Source organism: Thainema salinarum CENA647 (assembly GCF_057732415.1).
In genome coordinates this window covers 5,570,947-5,589,255 of the sequence record NZ_JBYJZJ010000022.1, presented here as the reverse complement: position 1 = coordinate 5,589,255, position 18,309 = coordinate 5,570,947, and the positions used below count along the sequence as shown (strand labels likewise).

Sequence of the window (18,309 nt, the reverse complement as noted above, 5' to 3'; positions counted from 1 at the left end):
TGCGGAAACGTTACGAATTCATTAGTCTTAACTATTAAATTCGTAAACAAATCTTTCACAATGCCAAGGCGGAATCAGTAAGTCCGTCGCATTACCCATTCAGCCCACCTTGGGGATTATTGAGGTTAGCGTCCTATGTCGTTTAGCGATGCTGATATTAAAGCCGTTTTAAAAGCTGCCGCTGCTCAGTGCGATTTTCTGGGTAGTCCGCTCACGCCCCAACAGCGTCAGGTCTTGCAGCAGGTGATGTCTGCCCACCGCGCGACGACCTCAACCGCACCCGATCCGAGTTTAACGACGACGGATCAATCGGTGGCCGAAGATGCAACGCCTCATCTTGATTCGGATTTAATTCCAGATCAGCCTGATACTGACTCGACGAACGAGAATATGAGGCAACAAGCGATTGATAAATTAGAATCGGCTCTACCCGACATGGGGCATTCCGAATCAGCTCGGGATTTGGACGGAAGCGATGATGGAGCTGACAATCCGCTAGATGAAATGACGCCGGAACATCGCAGTGCGTTTCTGGCCTTTATTCAGCGGCAGAGTCATCAAACGGAAAATTGGAAAACTAGCTTATTAAATGATTGGCTCAGCGGCAGTAGTTCCGGTGAGCTTCAGTTTATCCGCGATTTTTACGGCCCGCAGTGGCTCAATCGTGTACAGGCCACGCACCTTGCCAAGTATTTAGATCCCCATGACCTGAAGCTGAAGGTTGGCGACCAAATTGAAGTCTCCAATGGCCTGTGGGAATGGGTGCAGGACAGTGGCCCCTGCCTGCGGGAATGGATTTTATGTACTGTCATCGCACTACGCGAGAGCGAGGACGATGCCTTCACGACACCCGACAGCTACCGTCAATTCACCACCTGCACCGTCCGATTTGAAAACGGACGCGAATTTGAAATTCAGGGCGTCTACGAATGGAATCGCTATAGCTGGAGATGGCCGGAACCAGATTAATCTCGCCTATTTATTCTTCATCGTGAAGACACCACCCCAATCATCAGGTGGTGGTGCAGCCTTGTAATCTTCGGAACGATTGATAAACAGCTTGCAGGCTTCATCGGGGCGGCCCAGTGCCTGTGGACTGAGGTCGTAAGCTTCTTTAAAGGTGCGAATGGCCTGCTCAAAATTACCGTTGGTGTAAGCCGCTCGTCCCTGCCGAAACATCTCCAAAAAGGCTTCTAAATCAGCGGATAGCGGATGCTCTTTGAAATCGAGAACATCGTAGATACCGACGGGTTCATTCTTGCCCTTCACACGGATTAAATCCAGCTCGCGCACCCAGACCATTGGCTTACACATCTCGTAGGTGTGCTCACTGATCACGATATCGCAGCCGTATTGCTTCGTGATGCTTTCCAAGCGAGAGCTGAGGTTGACCCCGTCGCCGATGACGGTGTATTCCATTTTCTTCTGGGAACCGATGTTGCCCGAAACCACTTCGCCGGAACTAATGCCGATCCCGATTCGGATTTGGGCTTCCGACTGCCCCGCGCGCTCGCGGTTGAACACCACAAGTCGATGACGCATGTCGAGCGCTGATTTGACTGCAGCTAGCGCATGATTTTCCAGCGGCAGCGGTGCGCCAAAGACGGCCATCAAAGCATCGCCGATGAACTTATCGAGGGTTCCTTCGCAGTCAAAGACGGCCTCAACCATCGTTTCAAAGTAGTCGTTGAGCAGCCGCACCACTTCTGCCGCTTCCAGATTTTCGGTCAGAGTCGTGTAGCCGCGAATATCGGAGAACAGGATAGTAACTTCTTTCCGTTCGCCTTCCATCAGCGCATCTTCGCCCAACGCCATCACTCGTTCGGCTACACCTGGCGTCATATAGCGGTAGAGGGTAGTCTTCATCCGCTTTTCTTGGCTAATGTCTTCTAAGACAATCAGGCCACCCCGCACGCCGCCTTCTGGGTTCGTCAGAGGATTGACTGTTAGGTTAATGCTGCGCTCTACCTGCTGAACCTGGGCAGCGGGAATAAAGCGCGGCCAGGGCATGGCTTCAGCGGCTGGTGCTGACTCATGGCCGTTGCCGTTGGTGCTTCCGGATTCAGATGGAGTTGCGATCGCACCCTCTACTTGCTCTAAATAACAGCGGTTCCAGGGCAAATAAACATCGGTATTCTTCCCAGCCGGAATCGCCAAAATAGACAGCTTTGTGTTGTCTACAGTATTTCCAGCACTATCTCCAGTGCTCTGTGAACCATTGGCGTCACGCTGATTGGCAGAGGTCTGAACCGTTTCTTCGCCGCCCGGAGACAGCGTATAAATGCCCACGCAAAGCCCTTGTTCTGGCACGTACTGCCGCACGGCATTTTGCAGACTGTCTACTAAGCGCCCCTGCAGTCCATCTAGCGTTACAACTTCCCATACAAACCGATTCAGCAAGTTCGATTCCCAAAGCTGCCGCAGCTTGCCGTTGACGGCCTCCCGGCTGTTGGCAGCTTTGCTACGGGCTTTTTGCTGCTCTGCCGAATTTTGAACACTGTCATGCTCGTTGCTAGCTTTCTCCTGTAGTGGACAACCCAGCAGCTGAAGGGCCGCATCGTTAATTGTGACAATTCGACCCGACATATCCGTAGAAATCACCGCATCGGACAGGCTTTGCAGCATGTCTTTCTGGTACTGCTTTTCCACTAAGACGTTTTCAAACAGTTGGGCATTCTCTAGCGCCACCCCTGCCTGGATATTGAACGCCCGCATGAACTCTTCATCCGAGTTGGTAAAGCTACCCTGATGCTTATTGATCAACTGCGTGACGCCAATCAGTGCCCCAGAAGAGTTAAACACGGGCATACAGAGAATATTGCGGGTCAAATAGCCCGTGCGCTTGTCGGAACTGGGGTCAAAACGCGGATCTTTATAGGCGTCTGGAATGTTAACGGTTTCGCCCGTCGAGGCCACGTAGCCCGCAATTCCTTTATCAGCGGGAAAGCGCAATTCAATAATGCTGGTGTTGTCGGCGTTGGCAACTTTTGACCAAAGCTGATTCTTCTCGCGATCCAGCAAAAAAAGCGTGCTGCGATCGGCACTCATCAAGTCGCGGGCTTCGTCCATCACCACCCGCAGCGTCTTCTCCAAATCCAGCGTTTGGCCCAGACAGGACGTTGCCTTCAGCAGCGCTTCCACGCCTTTTTGGTTACGGGCGGCGATATAAAACTTGTTGCAGCTTTCTAGAATAATGCCAATCGAGGCGGCAAATTCTCTAAAGCTGCGCTCATCCTGCTGATCAAATGGCGCGTCACCGATTTTATTCAGCAGCTGTACAACTGCTACGACCTCGTCATTGGAGGTGAAAATGGGCAGGCAGAGAATATTGCGCGTCCGATAGCCCGTCTTCTTATCGACTTCTGGGTTAAATAGTGGATGACTGTAAGCGTCTGGAATATTGAGGCATTCTCCTGTCGTCGCAACTCGTCCTGCAATTCCCTTATTCATGGGAATGCGAATTTCTAAGGAATTCTCAGCAATTTTTGACCAGAGCTGCTTTTTTTCCCGATCTACCATGAAGATCGTTGTGCGCTCAGCCTGCAAGATCTGACCAATCTTGAGCGTAAATGCTTCGAGGATCTGCTCCAGCATTCGCTCTAGATTTTCGTTGTTGATCATGTCGATCGCCCGCAAGAAGTGCTCAAATTCGCGGGTTATCTGATCGAGCAGATCAATAAATTTAGGCGTGGGCAGATCCTGAACACGGTGAGTCAGATTAGCAGAGTTGTTAACCTGAGAAATCGCAGCCAACATGCTGCTAGGAGTCGAGGAAGTCATAGTGTGACAGCACTCAAGAGAGACCCGGTCAGTCAATACAGTCAAATTCAGCGGCTAAGGTTCCCCATAGCTCATCTCTAGATTGCCACTGGCAAGTTCGATAGTAACACCAGCATATTCTATTTTCCTGGAATAGGCCGTTCGCACTTACGGATCGACTGAGCCGCGATCGCAAATCATCACAAATTACAAAATGGGATGCTAAAACTCTAACGGTTTACTCCCAAAACCGCTAGCAGTCTTGTATACAGAACTTGAGATTATGCCGCCAACGGTAAAGACGGACGGGCCGACAACACCGTTTGATAGAACCCTTGCAGTTGCCGTGTCGCCGCTGCCCAGCCCCACAGTTCGGCCTCCGCTCGTGCATTTTGCTGTAGCAGTTGGCGTTCATCCATGCGGGCGAATAGTTTCTGCGTTGCTGCGATCGCACCATTTTCTTCCAGCGGATCGAACAAATACCCGTTCACGCCATCGGTGACGATATCAGGAATGCCGCCAGAGCGAGCCGCAACCACGGGACAGCCTGCCGCCATTGCTTCCAGCAGTACTAAACCCAAGGTTTCCGTGCGCGATGGGAAGATAAAGGCATCGGCAGAGGCAAACGCTGAGGCTAGGTCATCGCCAGCTAGGTAGCCGACAAAATAGGTTGGCGTATCTTCAAAATGCTTTTCCAGCTCCGGTCGGTATGGCCCATCACCGACTAGAGCCAGCCGCGCATTGGGAATCGATTCCAGCACGGGCTTGATATTAGTGATTTCTTTCTCCGCCGATAGCCGACCCACGTATAGAAGTAATGGGTCGTCGGGGTGACCTTGGCTGAGGTGCGATCGCATGTCAGCACTGGCCTGATCGGGACGGAACAGCTCAGTATCGACTCCTCGCTGCCACACTTCTACCCGCTCAACGCCATGCTCCGTCAGTTCAGACTGCATAGCGGTTGAGGTACAGAGATTAAGAACAGCCTGATTGTGCCCTGCTTTGATCAACTCCCAGAGAAATCCTTCCAGCATACCCAAGCCGTAGTGCTCCAGGTACTTGGGCAAATGGGTATGGTACGACGCAACCAGTGGCACCTGTAGGCTTTTGGCGTAATACAGGCCAGCCAGTCCCAAAACCGCTGGATTCACGACGTGAATTAAATCGGGATTGAAGTCTTCCAGCACTTGGCGAATGGACGGACGGGGCAGCGCTAGCTTCAGTTCCGGATAGAGCGGTAGCGGGAACCCAGGCACCCCGTAGATTTTTGCCCCCATATATTCGGTGAGACCGCCTTCGGGAGAGACAACGAGCACCTGAACTCCCATGCGCTGTAGGTGCTCTACCGTATGTTTGAGGCGCGTAACGATGCCATCAACTTTCGGCAGGAAGGTTTCCGTGAACAGGGCAATGCGCATAACCTTGCTAATTGATCGCTGACTTAAGTAAACGGTTGGTTAGAACGAATCAGAGGACGGAATCCGTTTGGCAGGGCGGGTGGGCAACGCCCACCCTTGCTTAAAAAGATTGATTCCGAACCAGTAAAGGTGAGACGGAGGACGGAATTAACGACGCCACTTCACCTTCGGTAGGATCTGCTCTTTGTCAACCCGATGCTTGTACTTCACAGCAAAGTTGAGCAGTGAATCCAACAGCGAATCAGACAGGAGATGAGGTTGGAGACCCAATTCCAATAGATTAGTATTCTTGGCGTTGAAGTAGTGATCTTCTGCCTCAACCCGGGGATTCTCTAGGTGATCGATCTCTACATCAAGCCCCATCGTGGTGCCTGCCTGCTTCACCATCATGGCTAGGTCGCCCACGCTGAACATTTCTGTGAATTGGTTGAAGACCCGGAATTGGCCTGCATCTGCCGGATTTGCGATCGCAAGTTCCACGCAGCGCACAGTGTCACGAATGTCTAAAAAGGCGCGGGTTTGACTACCATTTCCATAAACCGTCAGCGGATGCCCAACGGCTGCTTGAATACAGAAGCGGTTCAGCGCCGTACCAAAGACGCCGTCATAGTCCAAACGGTTAATCAGCAGCTCATCCATGCCCGTTTCTTCGGTCAGGACACCATAAACCACCCCTTGATTCAAATCTGTAGCCCGCAAGCCCCAGATCTTGCACGCGAAGTGAATGTTATGGGAATCATGCACCTTGCTGAGGTGGTAGAACGAACCTGGCTGCTTGGGATAAGGCAGGGTATCTTTCCGACCATTGTGTTCAATGGTGATGTAGCCCTCTTCAATGTCGATATTAGGCGTACCGTACTCACCCATCGTGCCCAGCTTAACGAGATGGCAGTCCGGGAAGTGGTCGCGTAGTACGTACAGCAAATTCAAATTTCCCAGCACGTTGTTCGCCTGGGTTAACACCGCATGTTCACGGTCAATCATGGAGAACGGAGCTGAACGCTGTTCTCCAAAGTGAACGACCGCATCCGGCTGGAACTGAAGCATGGACTGTTCCAAAAACGGATAGTCGTTGATATCGCCAACGAACAGGTCAATTGTTTTGCCCGTTAAATCTTTCCAGCGCTGTAATCGCTGCTGAATCGGGGCAATTGGGGTCAGGGTATCGATGCAAAGCTGCATGTCCCAGTGCCGACGCACCAGGTTATCGAGAATGCCGACCTCATATCCGTGGTTCGAAAGGTGAAGCGCTGTCGCCCACCCGCAATATCCATCGCCGCCAATAACTAGGACTTTCATGTGCTCAATCTTGCTTGCTGATACTCGCTCAATCTACCAGGTTTATGGATCATCTAAACAATCCAGTTGAAAATTTATTTTGGCTATTTTGCCTTACTATTCCATTCAATTCGGACTTAGGCAATGGGTTCCAGCAGAATGCTGAGAGCTTTCCACAAAACAGACTAAATTAGCTATCTGGTGTTAGCGTTAATCCCAAAGAATAAAACTAAGACAATAGGATATCGCTTAATTCAATTCTTATGAACCCACTTAAGAGGTGATTTTATTCAAATTATTCGTGTCAGATTTAAATCGGCTGATTAAACAGGCACTTCATGCGAATAGTCACCCCAGCGCACAAAGTAGAACGGCCCCGCTACAGATCCCCAAATGTGTTCATCTGTTTCGGGATCGCGTCCCCGGTCATGGCTAATAAACTTATCGGCATCGATTTCGAAGGTGCTATCAAGATATGTCTTTTGACCTTTGCGAACAACTGTGCATTGCTTTCCTGGCTCGACGTATCCATGAAAGCCTTGTTCTGTCGGCTCAACAATCATGTTGCAGCCTGGCAGCTTTTCCATGTTGTCTGCCCTCATTTGGCTTAAGAGCGTTAAGTCACGCGAGGCTCCGTAGAATTTTTCTGCGTCTTTGATGATGTAGTTTTCAATTTCAATTTGGCCGTTGCGCTCAATCAGATTCAGAACGCGCGAACGGTAGGGCCGATTTAGCATGTAGTCATAGGCTTGTTCAACATAGAGGCTAATACCGGAGAGAAAGTCTTTCGGCATTGGCCGCATGCAGACCCGGATGTGGGCAAAGAAGGGGGGATTTTCAAAGGCTTGTTCTTGATTGCTAAAGTCAGCTGCCATCAGGCGAGCTAGCTGCACGATATCGTTCGTTTGTGTCATAACGCTGATGCAATATACGGTTCAGGCCCTGCATATCAGGCCGTAGGAGCTTGATGACCCCATTTTAGGATGATTGATCCCTCTAGGCTCAAAGCCGACTCAACACAAAACTTGCTGTCAAGGATTGGGATCAGCAGTTTTAGGGGTAGTTAATTCAACGATAATGTTTTATTAATCACCTTATGAGCGCTGAAAGTTAGACGCTTTGATTGAATCTCTTGGGGTCCATTCCCCGCCGCTCTGCGGCGTAAGATCTAAGAATGAGTGAGTACATCCACAAGAGTCATAACGTAACAGTTTTGCTATACCACTTAGTGTTTCCAGCAAAGTATCGACGGGTTGTGTTTGATGAGCAAGTAGATGCGGTTCTGCGAGAGGTCTGCCTCGAAATCGAGAAACGCTACGAGGTGAAGTTTGTCGAAATTGGAGTGGACAAAGACCATGTCCATTTTCTAGTGCAGTCCGTGCCGACCTATAGTGTGACCAAACTGGTAACGATGCTGAAAAGTTTAACTGCACGAGAAGTCTTCAAACGATGCCCTCAAGTGAAGCAGAAACTTTGGGGAGGCGAGTTTTGGAGTGATGGATATTTTGCGAGTACAGTAGGCCGCCACGGGGATGAAGGAATGATCGCCAAATATGTTCAAGCCCAAGGCAAAGATTACCTCAAATTGCATCGGGATAATCAACTTGCTCTTTTTTGATTCTGATACCCCGTCCGCTTGCGGCGGGGTATTTCATTTTCGTCCGCTCAGAGTACATAGGTTCAACCAGCAAAAAAAAAGCCAAGAGGAGCAGGACGGGCTTAGCCCGTCCTGCTCCTCTTGGCTTTTTTAACACAATTCTACTGCAATATCTATTACAAAAACAGCGCTAATATCGGATACGAAATAATAAAAGTTGAGTGATTTGTTCAGTTCTAAAATTATTGTCACTGAGCAACAGCAAACTTTGACTGCCATCAGGTAGGCGAGGGCCGAAAGTTATTCCTTCGAGGTTATCCAGTTCAATATTTAGGTCTTTTAGATCTAAAAGTAGCCGCTTTCGAATCGGTTGAATCGCTGAAACATCTCCCTTCAAGGATGCGATCGCAGATGTATCAGTAGCGGCACCTGTGGCAATCTGATACAGTTTGGCCCCAAATCCCCAGACACCCAGAGAACGCTCTAGCGCCAGAAAATGCCCCGCTTGATCTAACACCATAAGTTCTGACAGACCGCTGTAAACTGTGCCGAGTTCATCCGGCGTCATCGGGTATAAATGCTCAGAAATGAGCGTGGTTTGATCTTCGCCAATCAGGTAGTGCAGCAGGCGATTATGCACAGCCAGACTTTCACCAGAGAGGTCTAAATCCTGCATTAAAGCAGATTCAGTAGCGGTAAATAAGCGAAATGGCTCAACCATTGGGGAAGCCATACCGACTGGGTTGATCGTCAGTGCTTCAAATCCCAAGTTTTGCTGAATACCTGTTTCAACGATGCCTTCGTCCGTCTCGATTTTTTCAGGCAGGAAACGGGTCGGAATTTGTAAGTCTTGCAGCCATTGCCCAGTGGCTAAATCGAATTCCGCAATGGTCGGCACAGCTCCACTGTAGGCCACACCTTCACTCGAAATAAAAACGCTATCGCGTGGTGATAGCGCAATTCCCTCGGCGTCTAATACATCGGCTGGATAAGGCTCACCAGATTCAGATAAAAGAGTCGTGACGGATTCCACGTCTACCGATGCAATTTGAGGAGCCGAGTTTTCCGGATCGACCTGTAGGCGAAGAGTGTAAAACCGGGCCGCAGATTGATGGTCGTCTGATACCGCATAAAAGCGATCGCGGTTGCGGTCATAGACAATCCCGGATAATCCTCCGACTCTGGTGCCCTCAAATTTAAACTCCGTTGGCCAGCTAAACTCGTCTAAAAACTCGATTGATACGGGCAAAAACAGCCGATCTTCCGCACTCACTTGGGGCAGATCACAAGCCGTGAGCAACATCGTTCCCGCGAGAAGAGGCAGTATGGCGAGGTGGCGGAGGTGTACGGAGGATAATGCGGATAACGCTGATTGGTAGGTAGCTGAAATGTGGAGGGCAAACGATTGGAGCAAAAGTGCGATCGCAGATAGTACACGTAACATAGGGCTTTTATTGACGTTCAGATGTTTACGTTCAGCGAGAACAAGCAGCGAGAATAAAACTTTAATAACGAACCACCATTAACAGAAAAGCGCGCTGTTAGCGCGCTTTTCCAGTTTTTTAACTATCGCTTTAGTCGGTTTGAGAAAATCATTATTTGATAGTCTCTCTGCAAACTTGGGTCAAAGCTAATTGGCTTTGATGATCCTGCTTAGTTATTGGCATTGAGGGATTTGATACCTAAACTTTTTGAGGCAGCTTAACCTTTTTAGCTAATCCCAATGTTTCTAGGGTACGGATGGTTATCCAGGTCATATCAAACTCCCACCACTGCAAGCCGTGGCGAGCTGAATATTGATAGGCATGGTGATTATTGTGCCAGCCTTCGCCGTAGGTCAGTAATGCAACCCACCAGCAGTTGGTAGACGCATCGCCAGATTCATGGGAGCGGTAGCCAAACTTGTGGGTTGCACTATTCACAAACCAGGTGCAGTGGTAAACCGCAACGAGGCGCACAAAAATGCCCCAGACGACAAACGACCAGCCGCCAAATCCGGACAGCTCGCCTAATGCATATAGAACAATGCCCAGTCCGGCCTGGACAACTAAAAAGTACTTTTCAAAGAACTGATAAATCGGATCATCAATAATGTCTTTTGTAAAACGAGGTAGTTCTGATCGAGCAGGCACATCGTAGAACATCCAAGCCATGTGGCTCCACCAGAATCCCTTATTGGAATTGTGATGGTCGTTAGCCTGATCAGAATAGGCATGATGGTGGCGGTGTAAACCAACCCATTCAATCGGCCCACCTTGACAAGCCAAGCTGGCGCAGAACACGAGAAAATACTCAAGCCACTTGGGCGTTTGGAAACTGCGGTGACTGACCAAACGGTGCAGTCCGAGAGTAATGCCCAAGCCACCTGTGACCCAGTGCAGGAACAGCATGATTCCTACTGCTGGCCAGCTAAAGTTGCTGGGTAAAAAGGCAAACAGTGCCCCAATGTGAATGGCCGCCATGAAAATGATTGTCGGCCAGGAATATGGAAGTTTAGTTGTTGTTGCAACAGTCATGCGATAATCTCAATCGTCAATTTTGAAGCCCAATCTGCACATTTCGCGGTCAAACTCCCTGAGAATCTAAGCTATGGACAGTTCAACGTCGATTCAAGACGCAGAAAAGGCGCTCTTCCAGATTTTTTCCGGAATTGATGCACAGGTCAAGGAAAATCTCAGGCGAGTTCTTACAGCATTTCAGAAGCACCGTGTCGGAGTCCATCATTTCGCCAGTGTCACAGGGTATGGACATGGTGATTTGGGACGACAGGTGCTTGATCAGGTATTTGCTGATGTTATGGGAGCAGAAGCTGCTGCCGTACGGGTTCAGTTTGTGTCTGGCACCCATGCGATCGCATCCGCCTTGTTTGGCGTCCTGCGTCCTGGTGATGAACTGTTAGCCGTTGCCGGTTCTCCTTATGACACGCTCGAAGAAGTGATTGGACTTCGTGGAAAAGGTCAGGGTTCCCTCCAGGATTTTGGCATCACGTATCGACAGCTAGCACTAACCGAGGCAGGCAGCATAGACTGGCCTACACTCGCCAATGCAGTTCGCGATCGCACCCGTATGGTGCTGATCCAACGTTCCTGTGGGTACTCTTGGCGACCTAGCCTCTCCATTGTAGATATTCAGCGGATAATTGACTCAGTTAAGAGACAGAATCCGGAAGTGGTATGTTTCGTCGATAACTGCTACGGCGAGTTTGTAGAGGCCCAGGAACCCACGATGGTAGGGGCGGATCTGATGGCGGGTTCATTGATTAAAAATCCGGGTGGCACGATTGCGACGGCAGGCGGATATGTGGCCGGACGGGCTGATTTAGTTGAGCTAGCGGCCAATCGTCTCACGGCTCCGGGGATCGGTACAGCGGGCGGCGCGACGTTTGATCAAAATCGATTGCTGTTTCAAGGACTCTTTCTGGCACCGCAGATGGTGGGCGAAGCGCTGAAAGGGAATCACTTAACGGCCCAGGTTTTCCATCAGTTGGACTATCCCGTGAATCCTCTGCCGACCGCGCCGCGCCGGGATGTAATTCAAGCCATTCAATTTGGTTCACCTAAAAAGTTGATTGCCTTTTGCCGTGCGATTCAACAGCACTCTCCAATTGGCTCCTATCTCGATCCGATACCAGCCGGAATGCCAGGTTATGAAAGCGAACTGGTGATGGCAGGTGGCACATTCATTGATGGCAGCACCTCTGAGTTTTCGGCAGACGGGCCATTACGAGAACCCTACGTTGCCTTCTGTCAGGGCGGCACCCACTGGACACACGTTGCGATCGCGCTTGAAGCCGCTGTAGCAGCCGTGGGTGCTTGCACCGAATAACTCATCAACTCATCATTAAAGCTAGAAGGGCGATGCTGCTCCATGAGCAGCATCGCCCTTTTCGGGGTTATGTATAGTACCTGGATGGCAACTGCGCTATAGCGAACGAAACTGGCCCTCAATATATTCGGGGCGACAAGCAAATATCGTGTAGCCGTTAATCCGCATCAGCGAAACCGCATTGCGATCGCACTCAAGAACTCGATAATAATGACCCTCTTTTGAAATTAAAATCGTACCTTTTTGAACAGACATGGCTTAAATGGTTTAGATGAAATGAATTTACAAGGTTCCGCAACATTAACGGCTTGAACGTACCAACCTAAATTAAGAAAATTGCAGGTCGGGTTCAGTCAGCACAGCGCTTGGTTTGGTTGTTATGGTTTCAGTCGGTAGCAGCCCTAACGGCTTACAGCTCCAGCCAAAAAGTTAAGTTAAAGTTAAATCAGCTTATAGTTTGACTATGCCGTTTGGTATAAATTGCGACAAGTTATCTTTAAGCAACTTTACTGTTGTATAAAAAAGTTGACGAGAATATTAAAGCGCTGATGAGAGAAAAGGAAGGATTTCTTCATGATTCCGTCCGTGCTCCTTCGTAAAATTACTGTGGACGCAATTGTTTCCATGATTGATCACGACCTGCCCAACCTTCAGAATCAAATCATGAGTAACTGCCACGTCACAACGACGAGCCTAACTTATAAAAAATTCAGCAGTTGACCGATAGAGAAGCGCCCTAAAAAATCACGATTTGTTACGGACTATTTCAGTTCAGTCACATGTGGCGAGTAATCCCCCGAGCGAGGATTAAGGCCGTGATACGATGCCACTCGTAGCTTCTAGAGACGTGGAGTAAGTACCGTTGACACTACGGGTTGCTGTTGTTGGTCTGGTCCGGCAGGCTCTTCGGCTGCCGAGACACTTGTAAAAGCAGGTATCGAAACCTACCTGATTGAGCGGAAGTTGGATAACGCGAAGCCCTGCGGCGGCGCGATTCCGCTCTGCATGGTAGACGAATTTGATTTGCCACCTGAAATCATCGATCGTCGCGTCCGCAAGATGAAGATGATTTCACCATCCAATGTTGAAGTCAATATTGGCAGCACGCTGAAAGACGACGAGTACATCGGCATGTGCCGTCGGGAAGTGCTAGATGGATTTTTGCGCGATCGCGCTAAGGAATTAGGTGCCAAGCTGATCAACGGCACGGTACACAAACTGGAGATTCCGGGTAACGATCGTGATCCCTATATTCTCCATTACGCTGATCATTCCAATGGCAGCCTGACGGGAGAGCACAAAACGCTCAAGGTTGATCTGGTGATTGGTGCCGATGGCGCAAACTCTCGGATTGCGCGGGCGATTGACGCTGGCGATTACAACTATGCGATCGCATTCCAAGAGCGTATCCGTCTGCCCGAAGACAAAATGGCGTATTACGAAGATTTGGCCGAAATGTATGTCGGTGACGACGTTTCGCCCGACTTCTACGCTTGGGTCTTCCCGAAATATGACCACGTGGCTGTCGGTACAGGCACCATGCGCGTCAACCAGGCCAAGATCAAGCAGCTTCAGGCAGGCATCCGGGCCCGCGCTGCTCATCGCCTAGCGGGTGGTGAAATTATCAAAGTTGAAGCTCACCCCATCCCTGAGCACCCCCGTCCGCGTCGTGTGGTCGGTCGTGTGGCTCTGGTGGGTGACGCTGCGGGTACCGTTACCAAGTCCTCTGGCGAAGGCATTTACTTTGCCGCTAAGTCGGCCCGCATGTGTGCAGAAACCATTGTGGAGTTCTCCCAAAATGGCCAACGAGTTCCCACTGAGGATGAGCTAAAGCTTTACATCAAGCGTTGGGATAAGCAGTATGGCATAACCTACTTGGTTTTGGATATACTCCAGCGGGTGTTCTACCGTTCTGATGCCACACGGGAAGCCTTTGTTGAAATGTGTGCTGATATCGATGTACAAAAGCTGACATTCGACAGCTACCTTTACAAGACGGTAGTTCCGGCTAACCCCATCACTCAGATGAAAATTACCGCCAAAACGATTGGCAGCTTGCTACGCGGTAACGCTCTAGCACCATAGTAGTTTCAATTTCATAACCCCTTAAAAGCGAGACTTGTTGCCGCTCAGCGGCAACAAGTCTCGCTTTTTTGCATGCAGATGCTAGCTTGAGATCTTGGCTTTTTATATCTATCTGAAGGATTTCGGCAGCGATCCCATCTCACGGTAGGATTGTCAGGATATGTCAACGTGCAAAACATCAGATTTTTAGCTCTGACATTTTCTGCCGTTTGCGTTTAGATTACAGAGGTTTTATATGAGAAAGTTTCTATCTCGCCTACTTAGTTTAGTTATGGTTGCCTTCATTGGCCTGACCACCGTTGCCTGCTCTGCCAATGTCGCCTCGACGCTTTCAGGTGACTATCGCCAAGACACCTTGGCCTTGATTGATACGATGAAATCGGCACTCAATGCCCCTGAGGGGTCAGATGTTCAAGCTGAAGCGCAAGCCGACGCGCGCCAGATGATTAATGACTACGCAGCCCGCTACCGTCGCGACTCCTCGGTACAAACGTTGGCGTCTTTCACTACGGTACGAACAGCGCTGAATTCCCTAGCAGGGCACTACAGCTCCTATCCCAATCGCCCAGTTCCTGAAAAGCTAAAAGCTCGTTTAGAGCGGGAATTTCAGCAGGTTGAGCTAGCTCTGCGGCGAGGTGCCTAGATTTGGGCCATTAGCTGACTCACGGCCTTAATTTTTAAACCTTTTCCAAGACAAATGTATAAGTGGGCATTTGATGTAGCAATGCGATGATCAATGCCCACTTTTAGGTTTGGTACAATTTGAGGAGTTAGCTAGCTTCACTAATAACTGTATTTCGCCGCGGTTTTGTTACGCTCAATTCGCATCAATTGGCAGATTTTCAATGGCTATGGTGATAGTGAGATCTGTAGTTTGCAGCACAACGTAAACTTGCGGCTCGTGGGATAAGTGCATTTAATCAAGTTCAAACTTGAATTACTCCTAACAGGCGTTACTGATTCGTAGAGCAACATTACGATGTCTCGCAAAGCGAGAAGATAGTTTGATACCGTCTTGGTAGCTCAGAGCCAGTAAAAAGAAATCTCGGTTTAGTAACGCCAGCTTCCTCTCGTTATCTTTTCTCTCGAAGTCAAATATTACAAACAGATTATAAATTTTTTGTTTTGGTATAATTTCTGTCCTTTTAAAGAAACAAGGTCTGATTACTATCGGGTAGTTCAAACTTTGCAAGTGATAGATTATGAGTGGAAATGAAGCTCGAGTTCAAGCAGTTTATCAAATCACAAATCGGCAGTTAATGCCACCCAAACCGCCAAAATGCTTGGAGGAAATTTGGGCTGAAAATGTCTTTGATCTCAGCAAAATGCAGGCGAGCCTTCCGAAAGCCGTCTTCAAATCCATCCAAAAAACGATTTTGACAGGTGAAAAGCTCGATCTATCTGTTGCCGATGCTGTGGCCACGGCTATGAGAGATTGGGCGATGGCAAAAGGCGCACTCTACTACGCCCACGTCTTTTATCCAATGACGAATTTGACGGCGGAAAAACACGATGGCTTCATTTCCGTGCAGGGTGATGGCAAGGTGATCTCAGAGTTTTCTGGTAAAGTCCTTGTCCAGGGTGAGCCAGATGGTTCCTCATTTCCCAACGGCGGCATTCGGGATACGTTTGAAGCGCGGGGATACACGGGCTGGGATGTCACTAGTCCGGCCTACATCATGGAAACGGATAACGGTTCTACGTTGTGCATCCCCACTGTTTTCGTGTCTTGGACGGGAGAAGCACTGGATAAGAAAGTCCCGCTCTTACGCTCTATTGCCGCGATGGATAAGGCGGCTAACAAGGTTTTGAAGCTGTTGGGCAATGAAAATGTTGCACCTGTCAATTCCAGTTGTGGAGCAGAGCAGGAGTATTTCTTAGTAGATGCTAATTTTGCCAGCCTGCGGCCTGATTTGCTCTTAGCGGGTCGTACACTATTTGGTAAAGCACCTGCCAAGGGCCAGGAGTTTGATGACCACTACTTTGGAGCAATTCCAGAGCGGGTGCAGGTCTTCATGCAGGATGTGGAAGAAACTCTATACAAGCTAGGTATTCCGGCCAAAACCCGCCACAACGAAGTTGCGCCTGGACAGTTTGAAATTGCGCCTTTTTTTGAAGCGGCCAACGTTGCCAGCGACCATCAGCAGCTGATTATGACGGTTCTGCGCCATACGGCTAAAAAGCATGGCTTTATGTGTTTGCTGCACGAAAAGCCCTTTGCGGGGATCAACGGCTCCGGTAAACACGTCAACTGGTCAGTTGGCAATTCTACTCAAGGCAATTTGTTAGATCCTGGCGATTCGCCTCACGATAACGCTCAATTCTTAGTGTTCTGCGGTGCGGTGATTCGCGGTGTTCACAAGTATGGCCCCCTGATGCGAGCTGCGATCGCAACTGCCAGTAATGACCACCGTTTAGGAGCCAACGAAGCACCGCCAGCGATCATGTCGGTGTATCTGGGGACTCAGCTTGAAGAAGTGTTTGAGCAAATCAAAACCGGTACCGTTAAGGAATCTAGCCAGAAAGGAGTCTTGGATTTAGGCGTTGATGTTTTGCCCACGTTGACGAAGGATGCGGGCGATCGCAACCGCACCTCACCCTTTGCATTCACGGGCAACCGCTTTGAATTCCGCGCTGTTGGCTCCAACCAGTCTGTCTCAGGGCCGCTGATTGTACTCAATACCATGCTGGCCGATTCGCTGGATTGGATAGGTAATCGCCTGGAAAACGAGCTTTCGAAAGGTTTAGATCTCAACTCAGCCATCATCACTGTGCTCAAAGAAGTGATGGAAGAGCATGGTGCGGTGATCTTTGGTGGCAATGGCTATTCTGAGGCATGGCACAAAATGGCGGTTGAAGATCGGGGATTAGCGAACCTGCCCACCACAGCGGATGCTCTGCCTGTCCTCAAAGCAGAATATATTGAGGATTTATTTAAAAAGACTGGGGTACTGACGCCAGTTGAACTGGAAAGCCGCTTTGAGGTCTATGCCGAGCAGTACATTCTATCGATCGAGGTTGAAGCCAGGCTTGTAATCAATATGGCCAAGACCTTGGTTTACCCCGCAGCAGTTGAGTACTTGTCCAAGCTGTCGTCCACCATTGCCAGCCTGTCTGGCTTGGGCATCGATTTTGAAAAGGAAAGTGCTAAGACAGTGGCTGATTTGACCAATGCACTGGTAGCAACAATCAGCAAACTCAGCACTGCTATGGAAAAACACAGCTTTGCATCTACCGAAGAGAACATGCAGTACTGTGCATCCACGATTCGTCCACTCATGGATGAAGTGCGCGGATACGTCGATGCTCTAGAAGGTGAGATTCCAGATAGCTTCTGGCCACTGCCAACTTACCAGGAAATGCTGTTTATCAAATAGCGTTGTAGCGCTCCGCGCTTAAGTAAAACCACTATTTTTCGGGAAGCCGCGCGGAGCGCGGCTTCCCGAAAAGCGCGATCGCAGGTTTATTGTATGACCAACGTTCGGGGCACAGCATTCAAGCTAGATGTTGGGTGAGATCTGCGATCGCACTGGCCCAGCCCTGACAACCCGGTGCATCGGCAATCCGCCAGCCGCGATTGGCTAACTGCGGGTGTGGCCCTTGCAAACCGGGGATAACCACTGGGATATCGACGACTTCCAGCATGGCGAGATCATTGGGGCTATTGCCCAGGCCAATAGTTGTAACTGGGGTATCGAGTTGCGATCGCTGATAGGCATCGACAAGTTGCTGCACGGCTTTCCCTTTGCCCGCACCTGGCCCAATCAAATGGGAAAAGCGATCGCCAACGACGACCTGGAAACCTTCGGCCTGCACAGCTTGCTCAATCTGCTCAGCAGAACGCTGTTTAGGAGTAACAAACGGTTCGGTAAAGTCCCTCATTTTGGCTTGTTCAGCGTCGGCAGCGGGTAATCCTGTCCGCTCCACCACATCTGCTACAGACATATCACCAAATCCAATCAGCTCCAGCTCTAAAGCCTGCGCCAACAGTCCTAGAGCTGCACGTGCCTCGGCGTAGGTACAGCCAAGCTGTAGCAGTCGGTATGTACCCCGATCCGCCGTTTTTGCTAGATCAAAGCGCGTTTCAGCCTGCGGAATAAACACACCGCTGCCGTTTTCGACAATAAATGGTTCGCTTAAGCCTACTGCCTGACGTAGATGCTCAACTTCGGCACGGGTTTTACTGGTAACCGGAATGACGGGAATCTTTGCCTGTTTGAGGCGCTCAAGCTGGGGCAGAGCCGCTTGGTAGGCATAGTCGTCCTGATTTAACAGGGTTCCGTCTAAATCAGTAAAAATCAGCAGCACTGGTCTTGACTAAATGAAAGATGAACTGAAACGAAACGG

14 protein-coding genes are annotated in these 18,309 nt (G+C 49.7%); 6 read left to right on the top strand and 8 right to left on the bottom strand.

Annotated elements, in window-relative coordinates; translation table 11 throughout:
• Nucleotides 1-135 precede the first annotated feature (135 nt).
• A complete protein-coding gene (locus tag AC286M_RS31215) occupies nt 136-969 on the top strand; it encodes a hypothetical protein (RefSeq protein ID WP_488208104.1) in 834 nt (277 codons plus the stop codon).
• Nucleotides 970-975: 6 nt separating this feature from the next.
• Here AC286M_RS31215 and AC286M_RS31210 read toward each other — a convergent pair whose 3' ends face one another.
• From AC286M_RS31210 to AC286M_RS31195, 4 genes are all read right to left on the bottom strand, one after another.
• The gene (locus AC286M_RS31210) at nt 976-3,780 is read right to left on the bottom strand and encodes a GAF domain-containing protein (protein ID WP_488208103.1); all 2,805 of its coding nucleotides are present in this window, start codon (nt 3,778-3,780) and stop codon (nt 976-978) included.
• Between the two features lie 260 nt (nt 3,781-4,040).
• On the bottom strand, nt 4,041-5,177 hold the full coding sequence (locus AC286M_RS31205) for a glycosyltransferase family 4 protein (RefSeq protein WP_488208102.1): 1,137 nt from the start codon (nt 5,175-5,177) through the stop codon (nt 4,041-4,043).
• Between the two features lie 147 nt (nt 5,178-5,324).
• On the bottom strand, nt 5,325-6,476 hold the full coding sequence (locus AC286M_RS31200) for an NAD-dependent epimerase/dehydratase family protein (RefSeq protein WP_488208101.1): 1,152 nt from the start codon (nt 6,474-6,476) through the stop codon (nt 5,325-5,327).
• 302 nt (nt 6,477-6,778) lie between these two features.
• On the bottom strand, nt 6,779-7,369 hold the full coding sequence (locus tag AC286M_RS31195) for a chromophore lyase CpcT/CpeT (protein ID WP_488208100.1): 591 nt from the start codon (nt 7,367-7,369) through the stop codon (nt 6,779-6,781).
• Between the two features lie 260 nt (nt 7,370-7,629).
• Here AC286M_RS31195 and tnpA point away from each other — a divergent pair, with 260 nt between their 5' ends.
• A complete protein-coding gene (tnpA, locus tag AC286M_RS31190; protein ID WP_488202591.1) occupies nt 7,630-8,073 on the top strand; it encodes an IS200/IS605 family transposase in 444 nt (147 codons plus the stop codon).
• Between the two features lie 169 nt (nt 8,074-8,242).
• Here the strand turns inward: tnpA and AC286M_RS31185 are convergent, their stop codons facing one another.
• Nucleotides 8,243-9,496: an esterase-like activity of phytase family protein gene (locus AC286M_RS31185; protein WP_488208099.1), complete on the bottom strand. Its 1,254-nt coding sequence runs from the start codon at nt 9,494-9,496 to the stop codon at nt 8,243-8,245.
• 238 nt (nt 9,497-9,734) lie between these two features.
• A complete protein-coding gene (locus AC286M_RS31180; RefSeq protein WP_488208098.1) occupies nt 9,735-10,568 on the bottom strand; it encodes an acyl-CoA desaturase in 834 nt (277 codons plus the stop codon).
• Between the two features lie 73 nt (nt 10,569-10,641).
• On the opposite strand from AC286M_RS31180, the gene AC286M_RS31175 reads away from it, so the two are divergent.
• The gene (locus AC286M_RS31175) at nt 10,642-11,877 is read left to right on the top strand and encodes a methionine gamma-lyase family protein (RefSeq protein ID WP_488208097.1); all 1,236 of its coding nucleotides are present in this window, start codon (nt 10,642-10,644) and stop codon (nt 11,875-11,877) included.
• Nucleotides 11,878-11,973: 96 nt separating this feature from the next.
• On the opposite strand, the gene AC286M_RS31170 is transcribed toward AC286M_RS31175, so the two are convergent.
• Complete coding sequence (locus AC286M_RS31170; protein ID WP_488208096.1) at nt 11,974-12,132, bottom strand: hypothetical protein; 159 nt, start codon at nt 12,130-12,132, stop codon at nt 11,974-11,976.
• 681 nt (nt 12,133-12,813) lie between these two features.
• Here AC286M_RS31170 and chlP point away from each other — a divergent pair.
• The 3 genes from chlP (at nt 12,814) to AC286M_RS31155 (ending at nt 17,339) form a co-directional block, all read left to right on the top strand.
• A complete protein-coding gene (gene chlP / locus AC286M_RS31165; protein WP_488208875.1) occupies nt 12,814-13,962 on the top strand; it encodes a geranylgeranyl reductase in 1,149 nt (382 codons plus the stop codon).
• A 235-nt stretch (nt 13,963-14,197) separates the two neighbouring features.
• Entirely contained in the window at nt 14,198-14,605 is a 408-nt protein-coding gene (gene psb27, locus AC286M_RS31160; protein WP_488208095.1) for a photosystem II protein Psb27, read from the top strand.
• A gap of 559 nt (nt 14,606-15,164) precedes the next feature.
• Nucleotides 15,165-17,339, top strand: coding sequence for a glutamine synthetase III family protein (locus AC286M_RS31155; RefSeq protein ID WP_488208094.1), 2,175 nt, complete (start codon nt 15,165-15,167; stop codon nt 17,337-17,339).
• Between the two features lie 118 nt (nt 17,340-17,457).
• On the opposite strand, the gene AC286M_RS31150 is transcribed toward AC286M_RS31155, so the two are convergent.
• Complete coding sequence (locus AC286M_RS31150) at nt 17,458-18,270, bottom strand: HAD-IIB family hydrolase (RefSeq protein WP_488208093.1); 813 nt, start codon at nt 18,268-18,270, stop codon at nt 17,458-17,460.
• Between the last annotated feature and the right edge of the window lie 39 nt (nt 18,271-18,309).

Coding starts and splice junctions, on each gene's coding strand:
- AC286M_RS31180 (WP_488208098.1), bottom strand. CDS start 10,568: ATGACTGTTGCAACAACAACTAAACTTCCATATTCCTGGCCGACAATC.
- AC286M_RS31175 (WP_488208097.1), top strand. CDS start 10,642: ATGGACAGTTCAACGTCGATTCAAGACGCAGAAAAGGCGCTCTTCCAG.
- AC286M_RS31170 (WP_488208096.1), bottom strand. CDS start 12,132: ATGTCTGTTCAAAAAGGTACGATTTTAATTTCAAAAGAGGGTCATTAT.
- AC286M_RS31195 (WP_488208100.1), bottom strand. CDS start 7,369: ATGACACAAACGAACGATATCGTGCAGCTAGCTCGCCTGATGGCAGCT.
- AC286M_RS31210 (WP_488208103.1), bottom strand. CDS start 3,780: ATGACTTCCTCGACTCCTAGCAGCATGTTGGCTGCGATTTCTCAGGTT.
- AC286M_RS31205 (WP_488208102.1), bottom strand. CDS start 5,177: ATGCGCATTGCCCTGTTCACGGAAACCTTCCTGCCGAAAGTTGATGGC.
- AC286M_RS31215 (WP_488208104.1), top strand. CDS start 136: ATGTCGTTTAGCGATGCTGATATTAAAGCCGTTTTAAAAGCTGCCGCT.
- tnpA (WP_488202591.1), top strand. CDS start 7,630: ATGAGTGAGTACATCCACAAGAGTCATAACGTAACAGTTTTGCTATAC.
- AC286M_RS31200 (WP_488208101.1), bottom strand. CDS start 6,476: ATGAAAGTCCTAGTTATTGGCGGCGATGGATATTGCGGGTGGGCGACA.
- psb27 (WP_488208095.1), top strand. CDS start 14,198: ATGAGAAAGTTTCTATCTCGCCTACTTAGTTTAGTTATGGTTGCCTTC.
- AC286M_RS31155 (WP_488208094.1), top strand. CDS start 15,165: ATGAGTGGAAATGAAGCTCGAGTTCAAGCAGTTTATCAAATCACAAAT.
- AC286M_RS31185 (WP_488208099.1), bottom strand. CDS start 9,496: ATGTTACGTGTACTATCTGCGATCGCACTTTTGCTCCAATCGTTTGCC.